The organism is Alloacidobacterium dinghuense, from assembly GCF_014274465.1.
In the GTDB taxonomy this organism is placed as follows: Bacteria; Acidobacteriota; Terriglobia; order Terriglobales; family Acidobacteriaceae; genus Alloacidobacterium; species Alloacidobacterium dinghuense.
The window spans coordinates 2,175,638-2,192,983 of the sequence record NZ_CP060394.1; the positions used below are offsets into that span (position 1 = coordinate 2,175,638).

Annotated in this window: 11 protein-coding genes and 1 tRNA gene; 5 read left to right on the plus strand and 7 right to left on the minus strand. The window is 54.5% G+C overall.

Translation table 11 applies throughout. From position 1 onward, the window contains the following. The first annotated feature begins 36 nt into the window (after positions 1-36). The 3 genes from H7849_RS08790 to H7849_RS08800 all read left to right on the plus strand — a co-directional run bounded on the left by H7849_RS08790 (position 37) and on the right by H7849_RS08800 (position 5,415). On the plus strand, positions 37-1,788 hold the full coding sequence (locus H7849_RS08790) for a CRTAC1 family protein (protein WP_186745782.1): 1,752 nt from the start codon (positions 37-39) through the stop codon (positions 1,786-1,788). 57 nt (positions 1,789-1,845) lie between these two features. Further along, positions 1,846-3,609 (plus strand): tetratricopeptide repeat protein, encoded by a 1,764-nt coding sequence (locus tag H7849_RS08795; protein WP_285288940.1) that lies wholly within the window; start codon positions 1,846-1,848, stop codon positions 3,607-3,609. Between the two features lie 99 nt (positions 3,610-3,708). Next, a complete protein-coding gene (locus tag H7849_RS08800; RefSeq protein ID WP_186745786.1) occupies positions 3,709-5,415 on the plus strand; it encodes a CRTAC1 family protein in 1,707 nt (568 codons plus the stop codon). A 907-nt stretch (positions 5,416-6,322) separates the two neighbouring features. On the opposite strand, the gene H7849_RS08805 is transcribed toward H7849_RS08800, so the two are convergent. Together H7849_RS08805 and H7849_RS08810 are read right to left on the minus strand one after the other, a co-directional pair. Beyond that, positions 6,323-7,354 carry a tyrosine-type recombinase/integrase gene (locus H7849_RS08805; protein ID WP_186745787.1) on the minus strand — a complete coding sequence of 344 codons (1,032 nt, stop codon included), beginning with the start codon at positions 7,352-7,354 and terminating at the stop codon, positions 6,323-6,325. A gap of 173 nt (positions 7,355-7,527) precedes the next feature. Further along, positions 7,528-7,800, minus strand: coding sequence for a hypothetical protein (locus H7849_RS08810; protein ID WP_186745789.1), 273 nt, complete (start codon positions 7,798-7,800; stop codon positions 7,528-7,530). 142 nt (positions 7,801-7,942) lie between these two features. Between H7849_RS08810 and H7849_RS08815 the strand changes: the two genes are divergently transcribed. Further along, positions 7,943-8,017, plus strand: a tRNA-Gly gene (locus H7849_RS08815). Between the two features lie 38 nt (positions 8,018-8,055). On the opposite strand, the gene H7849_RS08820 is transcribed toward H7849_RS08815, so the two are convergent. The 4 genes from H7849_RS08820 to bshB1 form a co-directional block, all read right to left on the minus strand. Further along, the gene (locus H7849_RS08820; RefSeq protein ID WP_186745791.1) at positions 8,056-8,820 is read right to left on the minus strand and encodes an MBL fold metallo-hydrolase; all 765 of its coding nucleotides are present in this window, start codon (positions 8,818-8,820) and stop codon (positions 8,056-8,058) included. After that, positions 8,820-10,958 (minus strand): adenylate/guanylate cyclase domain-containing protein, encoded by a 2,139-nt coding sequence (locus H7849_RS08825; protein ID WP_186745793.1) that lies wholly within the window; start codon positions 10,956-10,958, stop codon positions 8,820-8,822. Before H7849_RS08825 ends, H7849_RS08820 begins: the two co-directional genes overlap by 1 nt. Positions 10,959-10,976: 18 nt before the next feature. Further along, entirely contained in the window at positions 10,977-13,715 is a 2,739-nt protein-coding gene (locus H7849_RS08830) for an MGH1-like glycoside hydrolase domain-containing protein (RefSeq protein WP_251106702.1), read from the minus strand. A gap of 298 nt (positions 13,716-14,013) precedes the next feature. Continuing rightward, positions 14,014-14,736, minus strand: coding sequence for a bacillithiol biosynthesis deacetylase BshB1 (bshB1, locus tag H7849_RS08835; RefSeq protein ID WP_186745795.1), 723 nt, complete (start codon positions 14,734-14,736; stop codon positions 14,014-14,016). 141 nt (positions 14,737-14,877) lie between these two features. Here bshB1 and bla point away from each other — a divergent pair, with 141 nt between their 5' ends. Continuing rightward, complete coding sequence (bla, locus tag H7849_RS08840) at positions 14,878-15,744, plus strand: subclass B3 metallo-beta-lactamase (RefSeq protein WP_432756529.1); 867 nt, start codon at positions 14,878-14,880, stop codon at positions 15,742-15,744. 30 nt (positions 15,745-15,774) lie between these two features. On the opposite strand, the gene H7849_RS08845 is transcribed toward bla, so the two are convergent. Beyond that, positions 15,775-17,256: a hypothetical protein gene (locus tag H7849_RS08845; RefSeq protein WP_186745799.1), complete on the minus strand. Its 1,482-nt coding sequence runs from the start codon at positions 17,254-17,256 to the stop codon at positions 15,775-15,777. Between the last annotated feature and the right edge of the window lie 90 nt (positions 17,257-17,346).

Sequence of the window (17,346 nt, forward strand, 5' to 3'; positions counted from 1 at the left end):
TTGATGGTGCCATTGAGGCGGCCGGCATAAAAACTTATGAAATTGGACCGCAGAGCAGCCCTGAAGCTTCTCGGTTCGGAGCTGGTATTTGCGCGGCTCTGCGAGCCAGTGGCCCGGGCTGCAAAGTTGGCTGGTATACAGTCGCCCGTCTCCACGCGGCCTATGCTGGATTACCACCTCACAGACGTAACGCGTCAAGCAGGGGTTGATTTCTTGCACGTTTGCGGCGGAGATACCGGCAAAAAATACATCCTCGAAACGACAGGTTCAGGTGCAGCATTTTTTGACTACGACAACGATGGCTGGCTCGATATATTCCTCGTCAACGGTTCCCGGCTCGGAGGCTTTCCCGCGGGTCAAGTACCTACCAATCGCCTCTTCCGCAACAATCGCGATGGAACATTCACGGATGTCACGGCCCGCGCAGGCCTCGGTCGCGCTGGCTGGGGACAAGGTGTCTGCATCGGCGACTACGACAACGACGGTTACGAGGACCTTTTCGTGACCTACTGGGGCGAAGACGTCCTCTACCACAACAATGGGGACGGAACCTTCACTGACGTCACTCACCGCGCCGGTGTTGCAGGCGCCCCTTTTCGCTGGAGCACCGGAAGTGCCTTTGTTGACTATGATCGCGATGGTCATCTCGATCTCTTCGTCACCCATTACGTCAAATTTGACCTGCGGACCGCACTCGATCCCGGGAGTAACCCTTACTGCGTCTATCGCGGTCTGGCGGTCAACTGCGGACCCAAAGGCCTAATCGTTGAAAAGAATTCCCTCTATCACAACAACGGCGATGGGACATTCGCTGACGTCACTGCAAAAGCTGGAATCGACCGCGCCATCGGCGGCTTCGGACTGGGTGTGCTTACAGGCGACTTCGACAACGACGGCTGGCCGGACATCTACGTCTCCTGCGATACGACGCCCAGCCTTCTTTTTCTGAACAATCACGACGGAACTTTTCGGGAAGAAGGCGCCTTACGCGGGGTCGCCTATGGAGAAACTGGTCAGGAGCAGGCTGGCATGGGTGTCGCTGCTGCAGATATCGATGGCAAAGGGTGTCTCGACATCCTGAAGATGAATTTTTCCGATGAGTTTCCCAACCTTTACATCAATTCCGGCAAAGCAATCTTCAATGATCTCGGTCAGAGTGCCGGAGTCCATCGCTATGGAAATCTCGTGGGATGGGGTTGCGGCTTCTTCGACCCTGACAACGACGGCCACCCCGATATCTTCTATGTCAACGGCCACGTCTATCCGGAGTTGAATCGCATCCAAGCCAACGTCACCTATCGTCAACCGCGCGTTCTCTATCGCAATCTCGGCAACGGAAAGTTTGACGATGTATCCGCCGAATTGGGTTCGGTTGTCACCTTTCCATCCACGGGGCGCGGCTGCGTCTTCGGGGACTTCAACAATGATGGCGCCGTCGATATTCTTATCAACAATCAGAACTCGCCTCCTTCCCTTTTGCGTTGCGAAACGACCAATCATAATCGTTGGATTAACCTGAAGCTTGTGGGGGTTAAGTCCAACCGTAGCGCTATCGGCGCGCGCGTCGTCTGTGAGGCGGGTGGTCTTCGACAGATCGATGAGGTCAGAAGTGGCGGCAGCTATATCTCACAGAATGACCTGCGTATCCATTTCGGCCTGGGTGAAGCGCACGTCGTGGATCTGCTACAGGTCAGCTGGCCCAGTGGAACCGTCGATATCTGGCGCAAGCTCCCTACCAACAGATTCCTTAAACTGCGCGAGGGTGGAGAGATGAAGTTACTAATCTAAAAGCCCTTGGCTTAACTGCCGCTGGAAATAGCTTGGCATGCCAGCACGGATTCGAAAATGCGCTCCGGACATCATCGGAAGACGACAAAGATTGTAAACAGAATACGAAGCCTCCTTCTGTTTGTTGTGGCCTGTCTCGCCCTTTGTCTGTCTACTCTTCATGCGCAGGTTGAAACTCCTGAGTCAACGCATGTTAACCAGGGAATCGCGTTGCTGCGGGCCCGCGACTACTCCGGGGCCCTCAAAGAATTCGAAACCGCCAGCACGCTCAATCCGAAATCCGCTCAGACATATGCCTGGTTAGGCATTACCCAAAACCAGCTCAGAGAGTTTGCCCAGGCGGCTAAGTCCTTCCAGTCCGCTCTCCGGCTCGACCCTTCCCTGCTATCGGCTCGCTACAATTACGCTCACACCCTGGTCGAGCTGGGTGATTTGCAGGGCGCTATTCGCGAACTCACCACCGTTGTGAAGACCAACCCGTCTGTCCTGGAGGTGCAGTACAACCTTGCTGTTCTGCTTTCTCAGACACGACGTTATTCCGATGCTGGTGAGCATTTCGAGATCGTGCACGAAAAACAACCTTCTGACGCGGCGGCTACTGCTCGTCTTGCAGATTGCTACTTCCACACCTCGCGGCAGGACCGGGCGACGCAATTGATTGCAAATCTCCAGCCAGCCAGCCTCGATCCCACTACGGCTGCCCTACTCGCTTCTGACCTCATCGAGAGTGGCTCCTACTCACAAGCCGTATCTATCCTCACTGCCAGCGATACCTTCTCTGCCTCGCTTCCCGGCAAAGTCTTACTTGCCAAAGCGTATCTTGGCAACAATCAGCCCGACGCCGCAATCCAGGTCTTGCAGACAGGCGCGGACACATCCACACAAGTCTCCTATCTTCTCGGCCTCGCTTACCTCTCTTCACATCAATCCGAACATGCTTTGAGCGCGTTTCGGGCTGCTGCCGCCACCGATCCGAAAGACGCGCTCGCCCACTATCACCTTGGCGTCCTGCTGCTGCAAAATACCTCGCCAGAAATTCAAAAGCAGGGAGCGGCGGAACTTCAAACCTCCATCCAACTCATGCCTGGGCAATCTGCATCGTATGAGGCTCTCGCCAAATGGCAGCTGCAAACCAATCAGGCTGGCGCCGCGCTCGCGCTCCTCCAGGATGCCGCCCGTTACGCGAAGCTGACCGCGCAGACCACTTTGCTGCTGGGTCTCGCCCAAGCCTCCGTGCACGGGACGGACGCGGCCCGTCCTATGATCGAGCAGGCGATTGCCCTCGATCCTCATATAGCCCTCGCCCACAATGTGCTCGGCTTCTGTTACTTCCGCGCCGGAGACTATCGTCGCGCCAGCGACTCCTATGCCGAAGCCCTGCGTTTAGAACCTGCCAACGGCCTCTTCGCATATGACGTCGCTCTTGCCCTTGAAAAACAAAACAAGATTGCGGAAGCCATTCCCTTCGCGGAAAAGGCTGCCGCCGCAACACCGCCGCCGCCATCCGCTCACTACTTACTCGGCAAGCTATACGCTAAAGCAGGCAAGTTAGTCGATGCTATTCATGAGTTAGAAATAGCCATCCAGTTGAATCCATCCATGCCTTATCCTTACTATCTTCTGGCCCGTACCTACATGCAAAGTGGAGACGCGCAAGAAGCCCAGGAATGGAATACCAGGTTCAAGGACCTGAAGCGGGCTCAGGACAAACCGGGCACTCTTGGACCGCCATCTTCTGAGCCAGTCGATGGCCTCGCTCCTTCGCTGAACATCACAGGGCCGCACGACGCCGCGCTGCCCGCGCCATCGAAGGCTCAATAGTCGCCTATGACCCCGCTCATTTCCCGCCGCAGCCTTCTTCGCTTGCTTCTTGGCTCCTGTGCAGCAATCCGACCTGCGAGGGCTTCAAGCCTGCTGCAAATGTCTTCCGGCAATCTCGGCCCCGGCACCGAGCCCAAGATAGGCCCGGCAGTAGCCGATTATCGGGATATCGCCGCGCTCGCCGGCTTGACAGCCAAGACTGTGATCGGCGGTGAAAGCACCAAGAAGTTCATCCTCGAAACCACCGGCGGTGGTGTCGCGCTCTTCGATTACGACAACGACGGTTGGCTCGACATTTTCCTGGTTAACGGCTCCCGTCTTGAGGGCTTTCCGAAAGGGCAAGAACCCACAAGCCACCTCTATCGCAACAATCGTGATGGCACATTTACTGATGTAACCCTTGCCGCCGGTCTTACTCATGTTGGTTGGGGCCAGGGAGTCTGCGTCGGCGACTATGACGGAGACGGGAACCTCGATCTTTTCGTGACTTACTATGGGAAAAATGTCCTTTACCGCAATCGCGGGAACGGCACCTTTATCGACGTTACTCGCGAAGCTGGCCTCCTGACTGAATCCCCGATGTACAGCACCGGCGCGGCTTTCCTCGACTACGATCGCGACGGAAAGCTTGATCTCTTTGTCGCCCACTATACGGATTACGCAGAAGCTACGAGCCATTCTCCAGGTGATCAGGCGGGTTGCAAATGGAAAGGACAACCCGTGATGTGCGGCCCTCGCGGACTGAAGGGCAGTGTCAATATTCTCTATCGCAACAATGGCGACGGCAGATTTACTGATGTAACCCTAAAGGCTGGAATCGGAGCTGAGACACACTATGGTTTCACACCGCTGGTGCTTGACTACGATAATGACGGGTGGCCCGACATCTATGTCGCCAATGACTCCACCGCCTCGCAGCTTTATCACAACAACCGCAACGGCACATTCACGGAGCTTGGTAGTCTCGCCGGTGTCGCCTACAACGAAGACGGGCGCGAGCAGAGCGGCATGGGTGCAAGCGCCGGAGACTATGACTGCGATGGCTCTCTCGATATCGTTAAGACGAACTTCGAAGAAGACACCAGCTCTCTCTATCACAATCACCGCAACGGTACCTTCGATGATGTGACCTTTGCTTCAGGCATCGGAGTGAATACACGATATGTCGGCTGGGGCACGGGCTTCATTGATTTCGACAACGATGGCTGGCCAGATATCTTCATCGCCAATGGCCATGTCTATCCCGAAGTTGACCGCGACCAGAATGGCTCGTCGTATCGCCAACGCAAGATCCTCTATCGTAATAAGCGCGATGGTTCCTTCGAGGATGTTTCCCTGCGCGCTGGACCTGGCATTCTCCTCAAGCGCAGTGCGCGCGGCGCTGCCTTCGGTGATCTCTTCAATACTGGCCAGATGGACATTGTCATCAACAACTCTGGTGACATCCCCACGATCTTGCGAAACTTCGCTCTTACCTCCAACCGTTCACTGTCTTTGCAATTGGTCGCTCGCGGCTCAAATCTTTTCGCGATCGGTGCTCATGTCACGGTTTCTGTGGGAGACCACCGCATGATTGACGAAGTCCGCAGTGGCGGCAGTTATCTGTCGCAGAACGAGTTGCGCCTTCACTTTGGGTTGGGCAACGCGACTCGCACTGGCAAGGTGGAAGTCCGCTGGCCTGATGGCTCATCCGATACCTACGCTGATCTCCCTGCGAACCATCTGGTCATTCTTCGCGAGGGAAATCCAAAGCCCGAGTTCTCCGCCTTTCACCCCGTCCCGCCAATGTATAAGAAATCCGAATAATTCGAGGTCACGCGGACTGGTGATTGAAACTACTTAGGCATGATTTCACGGATAATGCGCCTACCTGGAGTTCGATCCCTAAAGCCCGTACAACACCTTCACAGTTTGCAGGATTAGTACGCCTACACTTCTTGACGTGACGTCGCAACATATCTTCTCTCGCGCCGTTTATCGCGCGTGCCGTAATTTCCTGCAACCTCAACTACTGTTGAATTTCAGGTGGTGCCGCCTTGCTATTGTGAGCAATGCAATCACATGTTCAAAACAGGTCAGATTGAGAGAACCGTACGACTCAAAGCAGATCCTTCCGCATCGTTTTGCAAGAATGAACGATGGCGTGTCATTTATGTGCAATTTGCTTAACTACGGGCTTACTCGATTCCTTTGCTGAGTTGGTATGCCAAGCCTCGTCAAGCCTGGATACTTCGCCCGGAATGGCCGAAGCGGCGAAGCAGCGGCGGGGCAATTTTGCAAGCAAATTGAAAGCACAGCCGGGCTTGATTTCTTCGCCCGACCTATATGTAAGAGCCATTAAGAGTCCTTGTGACAAATCATCGTTTCACACGGGCTGGGGACAAAACACCTGGATCACATTCGCTGTGCCTTGGCTCTTCCTTTGGTGAGCACTTCGGTAAGTCTAGGACGACGTTAGTCTCCTCTTCAGCTTTTCGGACGTTCACCAAGAGCTGAATAATGTTAACGGCACAAGCAACCGCTGCCACCGCGGGGATTGCACGCAGTTGGGTTCTACTGCGGTACTGCGCTGAGTACGAATGCTCGCTCATTCACTCGGACTAGCACAGTTCAGCGGGGTCGCCACTGGCGTACAGATACCGTCGGAGTTCCACGTCACGCTGCGTCGGTTCAGATCAATTGCACTGGTGCGGATGCCCGTTGGCCCGAGCGTCTAGCTGTAGGCTGTGTTCGAGGCTGTCATCGATGTCATTCGATGCAGGCTGTCATACTGGAGGGTGCCATTGCCGTCATAGAGCAGCGTGACTACTCCGCCGTTCATCGAAACCAGATGGTTCTCTGAGTCGTAAAGCGAGGCTCTTGCGGCTCGTCCACTCGCCTCAACGTTCACCCTCGGGGAACTGTATCGCCTACTATTTCTGCTTCCGCACTTTGCGGCGGTAGAGATTGATCGAGAGTAGCCTTCAACCTTGTCATCCAATTCATCCATGCGCAAAGCCGCCAGATATTTCTCCGTAGTCGAAAGCTTCTTGTGACCGAGTAAAGTCTGGAGCGTTTTTATATCCACGCCTGAGCGGAGCAAGTTTGTCGCGAAGCTGTCCCTCCAGCGGTGCAAATACCAGCGTTCACAGTTTGCCGTCGTGGCGCACTTCCCTTTTGTGCTCTTGCAATGACCACAATTGAGTTCAGCCCGGAAAGCAACTTCTTTGCATAGCTCCAGATGATGTGCGTCCGGCTGATCGCCGCCGTAGCTAGGCCGCTTCGGATGTGGCCGCGTTGGAAACACCAGACGGGTCTTGCTGCTCTTCTGGCGCTGCTTGAGTGATTCGATCAGTGAGGAGGGAACCTTGACGCTACGTACCTCATGGTTCTTAGGCTTAAAGCCATAGATAACGTCAGGCTTTACCCACAAAACGTTGCGCCGGAAGTCCACACGATCCCAGGTCAGCGTATTGACTTCACGGAAGCGGAAGCCGGTCGCAAGATAGACCTGAAAGAGCAACTTCTCCTCAGCAGCGCAGACGTCAAAAAACGCCTTGATCTCATCCTGTGAGCAGACATCGACATCGTTGTCGACTGTCTTCGGCCAGTCCCCCTTTTGTAGCTTGATGGTCGCTCCGGCATTGCGGAGCGCCACGAGCAGAACCATCGCCCTGCGATTGATCGTTTTCTGATTGGCGTCTTCTTCTCTGCCAGCGCCGAGCAGTTTGAGGATGTCGTTCCGTGTGACGTCCTGGACGTGCATCCGGTCGAGATGACCTTTGCACCACTCAAGATCGCGCGCGTAGGCGCGATGCGTCTCCGGTTCTTTGGTGGCTTTCGTCTGCGTGAGGAAGACGGCGACGGCAGTCTCGACTAGCGTACGCGCCCTCGGCTCCGCTGGCCGATCCTCAAGATCGGCAGGTAGCGCTTCGCCGTTTAGCTCCGCTTGCTTTGCCCGGAGTGCATCAACCGCCGCCCTGCCCTCGTTGCCGACGCAACTTGCTTTCGCCTGCCGTCTTGTCTGTAGTCCAGGTAGAAGCTGCCGATGTCACACTTCACCGGCTTACCGTCGAGCACGATCAGATCGGTACGCCAGCGGTCGCCGCCTCTGGTTTGCTCACGGAAAACTGAAGCATATCGCCAGCGGTCATTGATTCTCAGGTATCGCTTGAGCGATACTCTGATGGAGTGCTTCAATATCTTGTTCACTATCCATCACTCCCCGGGTTTTGGGTTCTGACGGCGCTGTTTTCCTTGCCTGGAAGCTCAGTCAATGCCTCGATTGTATCAAGATGGATAGTGAATGTGGATAGTGAGCCTAACATAACTATTAAGTAGTTTATTTTAAAGTGCGGGAGTAGTTCAGTGGTAGAACGTCAGCTTCCCAAGCTGAATGTCGCCGGTTCGATCCCGGTCTCCCGCTCCAGACAGGTCAACACCCTCCTAAACGTTACGGGGACGAAGTTAGAAGTTGTACTCCCTCTCACACTCGCCAATCTCCAGATTGGGAAGCTGAAGCGCCTGCAATTCCCGTATTACCTGCTCGCGATAGCGAACTTTAATGTGCACTGCTACCACCTTGATTCCAGAAGGCATCTTGGCCACTTCGCGGCCGAACATATCAACCGTTAGGTGAAGGGAAGCTTCAGCCAGCCCAGTCAGATGGTTGGGAAAGCATGCTTCAAGAAAGACCGCCCGTAGACCTGGAGTTTGATGAGCGACTTCCCACAGTCTCTCCGTCGGCCCCGAATCGCCCCCGAAAATGACTGCGCTTTTACCGTCACCGACGACATACCCGAAGGTTGGAACCACGTGATGGACCGGAACTGGTACTACCTGAAGGCCATCGGCCTCCACAGGCACCTCGGCTTCAATCGGGAAGGCACGCAGAAACGGCGGCATGTTTCTTGAGAGCGCGATGAAGTCCGGCCACATCACGTCATTGAAGATGTGCTTCTGCACTCCATCAAGAGTTGCCACGCTTCCATAGATGCGCGCGCAATTTCCGGCAGGCGTCCAGGCATTCTCCACAAATATCGGCAGGCTGGCCGTATGGTCGGTGTGGGAATGGGTGAGAAAAACATGGCGAATCGCTTCCTGTTCCTGAGGAGTGCCGTAGAATCCCAGGCAGCCTACATCGATTGCCACTGTTCCGTTGACGAGATAGCTGCTTACGTATTGGCGCCGGGCGGGATCTGGCACCGACGATCCTAGAAGCTTGATTTTCATCAGACCACCTCGGCGGTGCGCATTTGACCATGCAATATCCAGGTTTCAATCTCGCCTTTGCCCTTCACCTGGACGATGCCGCGGCTTTCGAACTGATAAGCGTCCTTCAATCGCTCGTACACGCTGCGGGTGACTTGAATTTGTCCCGGCACGCCTGTCGATTCCATGCGGCTGGCAAGGTTCACAGTATCGCCCCACAAGTCGTAAATAAACTTTGTAGTGCCGATGACGCCGGCTACCACCGGGCCAGAGTTCAGTCCGATCCGCAACCGCAGGTCCAGCCCTTTCTCCTTGCCATAGCTCCCTGTCGCATCAAGCATGCGGAGCGCCATCTGAGCCATCTTGTCAGCATGATCGGGACACGGCCGCGGCAAGCCGCAGACGGCCATATAGCAATCTCCGATGGTTTTAATTTTTTCGATGCCAAGTTCGCTCGCCTCGTGATCGAACAGGCTGAACAATCCATTGAGCATCTCCACAATTTCCGTCGCAGATGTCTTGCTCGACAAAGCGGTGAAACCAACAATATCGCCGAACAATACCGTCACGTCCGCGAAGCTATCGGCAATGTCTTGCTCGCCTTCTTTCAGGCGCGCCGCAATTTCTCCGGGAAGAATGTTAAGGAGCAGCGCTTCATTCTCGCGATTCTTCTGCTCGATGAGCTCCGTCTTCTCGCGAATGCTCTTTGTCATCGCATTGAATGTGTCGGAGAGTGTTCCAAGCTCGTCCTTGTATTTCCATTCGACCTGCGCCGTCAGATCTCCAGCAGCGACTTTCCCTGCGGCAGCCACCAGAGCATTCACCGGACGCAGGATTTGGCGCGTCATGAGCCACGCCGCCAACACCGTCAAAAACAACAAACCCACGCCCCACCATGTGAATAGCCGCCGCATTTCGCTTACTGGCTTGAGCGCTTCCTCCAGATACATCCGGGCGGCGATTGCCCAATGGAGGCCCTCGATATGTAAGGGCATGTATGAGACCAGGGAGGCTGTTCCCTGCCCTCTCGCATTTCGTTCGATAACCGTTCCTTCTTTGCCGTCGAGCGCCGCGGTCACTGAAGGAAACTTCGCCAGGATCTGCAGAATCGTCGTCTTGTAGGTACGAATCCTGTCCAGCTTTTCCTCAGAAACTCCATTCGCCTTCAGCCTCGCAAGAAATCCGTCCGGATTCTCGAGATATTGGCGAGCATTTGTACGGAGTAAATAATCGTCCCCAATAATGACTGATTCGCCCGTCGTCCCCAAGCCGTCCCGCACCCATCCGCGATTCCCTGTCATAACTTCGTCGATGGCCGCCGTCGAAAGCTGGAGCGCTAATACGCCTACGTGCTCCTGGCCATCCCAGATAGGGCTTGCGATATATTGTGTCGGCTCACCCATCGAAGCCTCGTAGGGCTCGAAATCGGTGAGAAAGACATCGTCCACGTTGTTGGTTTCGGTGCATAGCTTGAACACTTTTGCCAAGTTGCTGTCCCGGTACGGACCATCTTTGAGGCTTGTGGCGAAATCTCGGTCCTTGCTCACCTCATAGACAATGCGCCCGGTGTCATAGTCGATCAGATAGAGATCGTAGTAGCCGAATTTATTGATAAGACTTTGGAACGTGGCGTGGTATTTCTCATGTACCCTGCTGTAATCGCTATTGTCTCCAGCATCAGCAAGCTGGTCGCGGCGGCCTGCAGGGTTCGGGTTTTTCGCGATATAGAGGTATTGCAGCTCAAGCGCTGCAGGAGTAAACGGCAGGTAATCCTCAACCCGGGGCCTTGCCATCTTGAGCCTCTGCATGTCCGGATAGAAGTGGTTCTGATAGTCTTCGCGGACCGCATTCAGAGCATCTGCCGGAATCGGAGCATCATCCATTTTCCGGTATGCTGCCCGGAATTCCCGCATCGCCTCGATGAACATCCTGTCATCACTGAGAGTTTCGGTGTGGTTATGAATCGTCCGATAGTATGCCTGGATTTGAAATGCTTTGGAACGAGTGACACCGGTGAGCTGGTTCATCACATCGTTCTTCAAAGCGCTGAGGTATTTGATATAGGCAATCGTTCCCGTCACAGCGAACGTCATCACGCCCAACAACAGAAGAAGCGACAGCAGCTTGTAACGAATGCTCCAGTGCCCAAACCTCCTCATAACGCCTCCGCTACCCTATCACCGCCTCCAGTCCTCGATCAGAGCCGCCACCAGAGCGCTCCAACCAGTCTGGTGTGACGCTCCCAGCCCCGCTCCGTTATCGCCGTGATAGAACTCATAAAACAGGATCAGGTCTTTCCAATATGGATCTTCTTGGAACTTCGCTGTCCCGCCGTAAACAGGTCTTCTTCCGTCCGCGCCACGAGTAAAGATGGAAATCATGCGGTTGGCGATCTCGCCTGCGATCTCAAGCAGGTTCTGTTCCCCGCGCGGATCGCCCGGAATCGCAAGCTTGAAGTCGTCGCCGTAGCCCGCGCCAAGCGTCCGCAGCGACTCAATGATCAGAAAAGTAGTTGGAAACCAGATCGGGCCGCGCCAGTTTGAATTGCCGCCTTTGATCTTATTGTTCGACTCCGCGGGATCGTAGTGCACTTCGCTGTTTCCAAAAACAAAGGGATGCTCACCGTGGTATTTCGACAAGCTGCGAACGCCATAGTTGGAGAGAAATTCCTCAGATCCGAGAAGACGAATCAACATACGCCGCATCTGACCTTCATCCACAATTGTGAGTTCGTATTGTCTTTTTCGCTCAATGTAATGGCAACAGCTATCAGTCAGCTGCTTGCGATTCTTCACAAACCACAGGAAGTTAGTTTTGAATTCTTGAAAGGTCTCAATATCGTCGAGCTTCAGTGTTTCCGCAGCGTAAAGCGGAACGATCCCAACCAGTGAGCGGACGCGGAACTTGTTGAAGCTGCCATCAGGGAAGCGGAGCACATCGTAAAAGAATCCGTCGTCTTCATCCCAGAGCGAATACTTTCGTCCGCCCATATTCTTCATGGCGGCACCAATGTAGATGTAGTGCTCGAAAAACTTCAGCGCAAGGCTCTCGTATGCTTTGTTCTCTTTCGCCAGTTCCAGCGCAATGCGCATCAGGTTGAGGCAGAACATCCCCATCCAACCCGTAGCGTCCGATTGCTCGAGCACCGCACCACCCGGCAGCTTCTCACTGCGATCGATGACCGTGATGTTGTCCAGCCCCAGGAAACCGCCTTCAAAGACGTTGTTCCCCGCGCTGTCCACCTTGTTAACCCACCATGCAAAGTTGATCAGCAGCTTATGAAAACACTTCTCCAGAAACTCCCGATCACCTTTTCCAGCACGTGTTTTGTCCATGTTGTACACGCGCCACACAGCCCAGGCATGCACCGGAGGATTCAGGTCAGAAAACTCCCATTCGTAAGCCGGAATCTGCCCGCTCGGGTGCTGGAATTGTTCAAACAACATGAGAAAGAGCTGCTCTTTCGCGAACTCCGGATCAATCAGCGCAAACGGCACCGTATGAAAAGCGAGGTCCCAGGCCGCAAACCACGGATATTCCCACTTGTCCGGCATTGACAGGACGCGCATGGAGTTGAGGTGTCTCCAGTGCTTGTTTCGAATCAACTGCCGCGAACCCGGCGGCGGATACTTCGGGTTATCGCCGTCAAACCACTCATTCACATCGAACAGATAAATCTGTTTCGACCAGAGCAACCCTGCAAAAGCCTGCCGCTGAACACGCTTTTCATCTTCGGTTGCCTTCGGTGGGTGAATTACCGCATAAAACTCATCGGCCTCTGCGCGCCGCTGATTGATGATCTTATCCACGTCCTCTAGTGGGGAATTCAGCATCTCCGGCGTGAGCCGCAGCCGCAAAACTACCGAGCCGCCCGCCGGAACCAGATATTCGTAATGCAGGCAGGCTTTCGTTCCCGAGCGGTTTGGATTCACCGCATCCTGCTCGCCGTTTACGACCGCACTGTGAAATGCATCCTTGAAGTAGCGGTACGCGCTCGGAATCCCAAATAGCCGCTGTGCATTCGTCTCGTTGTCGGTAAAGAGTGCTTTGCCATCCGCCTGCGCATACAAGTAGCGCTTGCCGAGCTCATAATCAAAGGGCAGATTCTTGAGTCGCTCAGCCTTGGCGTCATCGGCAAGGAGGCTAATCGTTCCCTCTGCTGTGGGCCCGTCACTGATCACCGGCGTTGCGCCGCGACGATCAGACCATCCCCAGATATTGCGAAACCAAAGTTGCGGAAGGATATGCAATGGAGCGGAATCCGGTCCGCGGTTTATCGCCTCAATCCGCACGCACATGTCCTCGGCAGACGCCTTGCCGTATTCCACGAACACGTCGAAGTAACGGTTCTCTTCGAAAATGCCGGTATCCAGAAGCTCGAACTCGAATCCCTGCCCCCCGCGCCTGCGGTTCTCATCCAGCAGCCACTCAAACGGATAGCGTGCCTGAGGGTACTTGTACAGATACTTCATGTACGAATGCGTCGGCGTGCTGTCGAGATAGAAGTAATAGTCCTTTACATCTTCGCCATGATTGCCTTCACTCGGCGTCAGTCCGAAGACCCGCTCCTTTAGAATCGGATCTTTGCCATTCCACAATGCAAGCCCGAACACCAGCAACTGATAGCGGTCGCAGATCGCGGCCATGCCGTCTTCGCCCCAACGGTAAGCCTTGCTCCGTGCCGCGTCATGAGACAGGAAGTCCCAAGCGGCTCCGTTCGGACTGTAGTCTTCGCGCACAGTCCCCCAAGATCGCTCGCTGACATACGGCCCCCAGCGCCGCCAGAGCAGCTTTCCATGCGTTTCAAGGAGTCGGCGACCTTCAGCGGTACCTTCGGCCGTTGGGATTCCAACCGTTGTTATCTTTTCGACAGGACGTTCCTGAGTTGACGCCGATTGACCGCTTGCTGTGCCCATATCTCCCTTCTCTCTGCACACATGACTTGCAGCAAAATCCGCTTGCTCGTGGCTCGAACAAGTGCGGACACCGAAGAACGAAAGAGCGCCTTGAACTCTCAGCGCTCGCTTCACTTTGACTACGGTTGCGAGAGCGACTGAGAAGCCTTTTATAACGAAAGACGTACCCATCTGGGTGCTACGCCTTTCTCCCGGCATACTAGTGCCTTATCTCTGATAAGGCCAGAGTAAATTGTCATGGTTGACAGTCTTGTGAGTTATTTGCAGCTATGTCCGGCGAATAGGCATAGGGTCTCAATCACATTGATTGCACAGGAATGTGAAGGAGATCGTCGATCAACCCAACTTCCTTCTGTACAAATGGCTCTGCATAACGCACCCCGCCTAGTAAACCATAGTGTCGCGCTTCCGAAAAGGTGCGTTCGCGGATCTCTTCTTCAGGAACAAAGAGCCCACTGCCAGCCATTTGATCCTGGTATTGCGATTTGTATGCCATCAGAGCCAGATGCCGTTGCTGGATGTATGGGGTTATATCTACAACGAAAGTGGGCCGCACGTCAGCGTAGAGGCTGGCGTAAAGGATTTTGAATGGGCGATGAGGCGGTGCTCCCGTATCGAGCTTAGCCAACCCTGCAAGAAAGCAAGCTTCGTAACCCAAAGTCGATGTCGTGTAATGATCTGGATGCCGTCCTGTCCAATAGGGCAGAATCACGACCCGTGGGCGAACTTCGCGCAGAATGCGAACTATCTTGACCCGGTTTTCATAGATGTTCTCAACTCGGCCGTCTGGAACATCCAGCGCCTGCCGCCAGCTCACGCCGAGAATGCGCGCTGCAGCGGCCGCTTCAGCCGCGCGTTCTGCGGCTGAACCGCGCGTTCCTGCTTCGCCCTGTGTCAAATCAAGGATCGCCGTTCGCCAACCTAGAGCTTTCATCTTGAGCAGCGTGCCGCCGCAGGTCTGTTCTACGTCGTCGCGATGCGCAGCAATCGCAAGAATATCGGCGAGTGAGTTTTCTGGCATTTATAAGACAGAGCGCGTTCATTTCGAACGCTCACATTTTCCCCTCAAGCTTTTGTATCACTGATTTGCAGCAGGTACACAAAACGTCATTAGTTTCTGGAAGCGGACGATAGCGACAGCACGGTAGCCAATGTAATGCTGTTGGCTATGCTTATTCGCTTGTTTGCTCTCGCCTTTTTCCTTGCAGGCAATCTGTTTGCGCAGACCAAACCCGACTGGACCGATTCATTTCCACCGCATCGTGTGATTGGCAACGTTTATTACGTCGGTAGCAAGGACCTGGCCGTGTTCCTAATCACTACCCCGCAAGGCCACATCTTGATCAATAGCAACCTCACAACTTCAGTACCGCAGATTAAGAAGAGCGTCGAAGATCTGGGGTTTCGTTTCAGCGATATCAAGATCCTGCTGATTAGCCACGCGCATATCGATCATTGCGCGGGAAGCGCGCTTATCAAGCAACTAACAGGCGCGAAATACATGGTGATGGACGCTGACGTTCCTGAGATCGAAGACGGCGGTCGAAGTGATTTTCAATACGGCAAATCAAGGGACATGTTCTATCCGCCTGCAAAGGTCGATCGCACTCTGCACGATGGTGATGAAGTGCGCTTAGGGGACGTTGCGCTCGTTGCACATTTGACACCAGGCCATACCAAAGGCTGCACAACATGGACGCTCAAGGTCGCCGATGGAGGCAAGACCTATAACGTAGTCATCGTCGGTAGTCCAAATGTCAATCCCGGATACAAACTTGTGAACAACGCAGCGTATCCACAGATTGCGCAGGACTACGAGCGCACATTCCGTGTTCTAAATTCGTTGCCGTGTGATGTTTTTCTAGGGGCGCACGGTGGCTACTATGGAATGACTGGAAAATTTGCGCGCATTGGCAAAGCCGGGGCTAACCCGTTCATCGATCCTCAAGGCTACAAAAGCTATGTGGTCGATCGGGAGCAAGCTTTCTATATGGAGTTGAAAAAGCAGCAAACAAAAGGCGCGATGTAATCTTCGCGCCTCGTTAGTCTGGATGATGCCTTAGTAAGTGGTGTTATCGCCGTCGCTGGCGGCATCCATGTAGGCCACGTCGTACGCTGTTCCCGTAACCGTCACGTTCGTGTTGTCGCGGGCCGAACCGTCCGGCGTGTTGTAGATGTAGACCTGACCACCCTCCGCCGTATAGACCTTGTTCAGGCCGGTCACAGCGGCAATGCCAGTGCCGTCGCCCTTGAACGACTCCACCAAGACTGAGTTGTTCGAGGTGTTGAACATCGTAATGCAGCCAAAGGGAGTTCCCGGTGCGGTGGATTGGCTCAGCTTGTAGCGTTCACCGGACTGGCACTGATACGAACCGATCCAAAGGGTGTCATTATCAGCCAGGGCCATCTTGTTGTGGGTACCGTCGCTGATTGAATATTGACCAGTCACCTGTCCGGTGGTCGTGTTCACAATCGAAAGATTGCCGGCCAGCAGACCATCGCTCTGCAGTTGCTGACCCGCTACATAAAAGGTGCTGCCGCTAAACAGACCGTTGGTCGCTCCGCCCGGGACTGCGATGTTGCTTGCGGCTACCAGCGCAATGCCGCTGGCTCCAATTCCCGAGGGATTCAGCGAGGCCCCCGTAATCGGCAGGGTCGTAATGCCGGAAGCCGTGCCACCACACTCCGGCCCGCAGTTCAGAACATATGCGGTGGAACCATCAGATGAAAACACCGCCTTGACAGGACGATCGAACGTTGCCGTCGGTGTAGAGGATGGATTCGTGATCGTGCCCGCATTGGCTGCAGAACTCACCGGAAACACGCAGTAGACCGGAAGATTCTGCGGCTCGCAGTCCTGAGCTGGCTGCGTGTTTTGCAGTTGCGGATTCGTCAGACCCGGATTCCAGTGGGGATTGTTGATCGCCTGTTGCTGCTGGTCCGAATTGAGATGGACGATGCTATATACATCATCGGTATTCTGCACAAAAGCCAGCGCCACCGTATTTCCCGGGTTCATGGAAACGCGATAGACACCGGGAACATTCAGCGTATAAGTTGCGCCGTGATCCACCACAGTAAGCGAATGCGCAGATTGCGAAGCTGCGTAAATGTAGTTCAGATCACGTGAGATGAAGATGCTTTGCGAGACTCCATTCAGGTTGCCGGCTGCTGTCGTCGACTGCACCTTCTCCGAGGCATAGCTCACCGTTGTGAGGCTCCCGTCACCAATGGAAAACACCGCGCCTACCTGCTGCTCGGGCATGTTCTGGATGGTGACCGGAAGAGCGCCTGAGAATCCGCTGATCGAAAACGTCTGATTTACGTTGTTGAAGGCGTGACGAATGTCATACAACGCGTCGTCGAACAACAGGGAGCCTTTGGCTAGAGCGCTGGGATTCTGGACAGCTACGATAACGCGGTTGAGAACTCCGCTGGGTGGAAGGCTACGGCCGGCAAAGTAAAAGTTTTTGCCGCAAGCGGTCAAAAACGATACGGAGCACATTAATCCAACAACTGAGAGCAGACTTCTTCTCTTCAAATCCTGAGACCTCAACCGATCCTTCTACGGAGTTCGTGGGAAAGCCAAGTATAACAAAGCAGACGTACTGTAGTCTGTCACGTCAACATG

What these genes read in the sequence shown, in the direction of transcription:
- H7849_RS08790 (WP_186745782.1), top strand. Translation starts at nt 37, where the DNA reads ATGAAATTGGACCGCAGAGCAGCCCTGAAGCTTCTCGGTTCGGAGCTG.
- H7849_RS08795 (WP_285288940.1), top strand. Translation starts at nt 1,846, where the DNA reads ATGCGCTCCGGACATCATCGGAAGACGACAAAGATTGTAAACAGAATA.
- H7849_RS08800 (WP_186745786.1), top strand. Translation starts at nt 3,709, where the DNA reads ATGTCTTCCGGCAATCTCGGCCCCGGCACCGAGCCCAAGATAGGCCCG.
- H7849_RS08805 (WP_186745787.1), bottom strand. Translation starts at nt 7,354, where the DNA reads ATGCACGTCCAGGACGTCACACGGAACGACATCCTCAAACTGCTCGGC.
- H7849_RS08820 (WP_186745791.1), bottom strand. Translation starts at nt 8,820, where the DNA reads ATGAAAATCAAGCTTCTAGGATCGTCGGTGCCAGATCCCGCCCGGCGC.
- H7849_RS08825 (WP_186745793.1), bottom strand. Translation starts at nt 10,958, where the DNA reads ATGAGGAGGTTTGGGCACTGGAGCATTCGTTACAAGCTGCTGTCGCTT.
- H7849_RS08830 (WP_251106702.1), bottom strand. Translation starts at nt 13,715, where the DNA reads ATGGGCACAGCAAGCGGTCAATCGGCGTCAACTCAGGAACGTCCTGTC.
- bshB1 (WP_186745795.1), bottom strand. Translation starts at nt 14,736, where the DNA reads ATGCCAGAAAACTCACTCGCCGATATTCTTGCGATTGCTGCGCATCGC.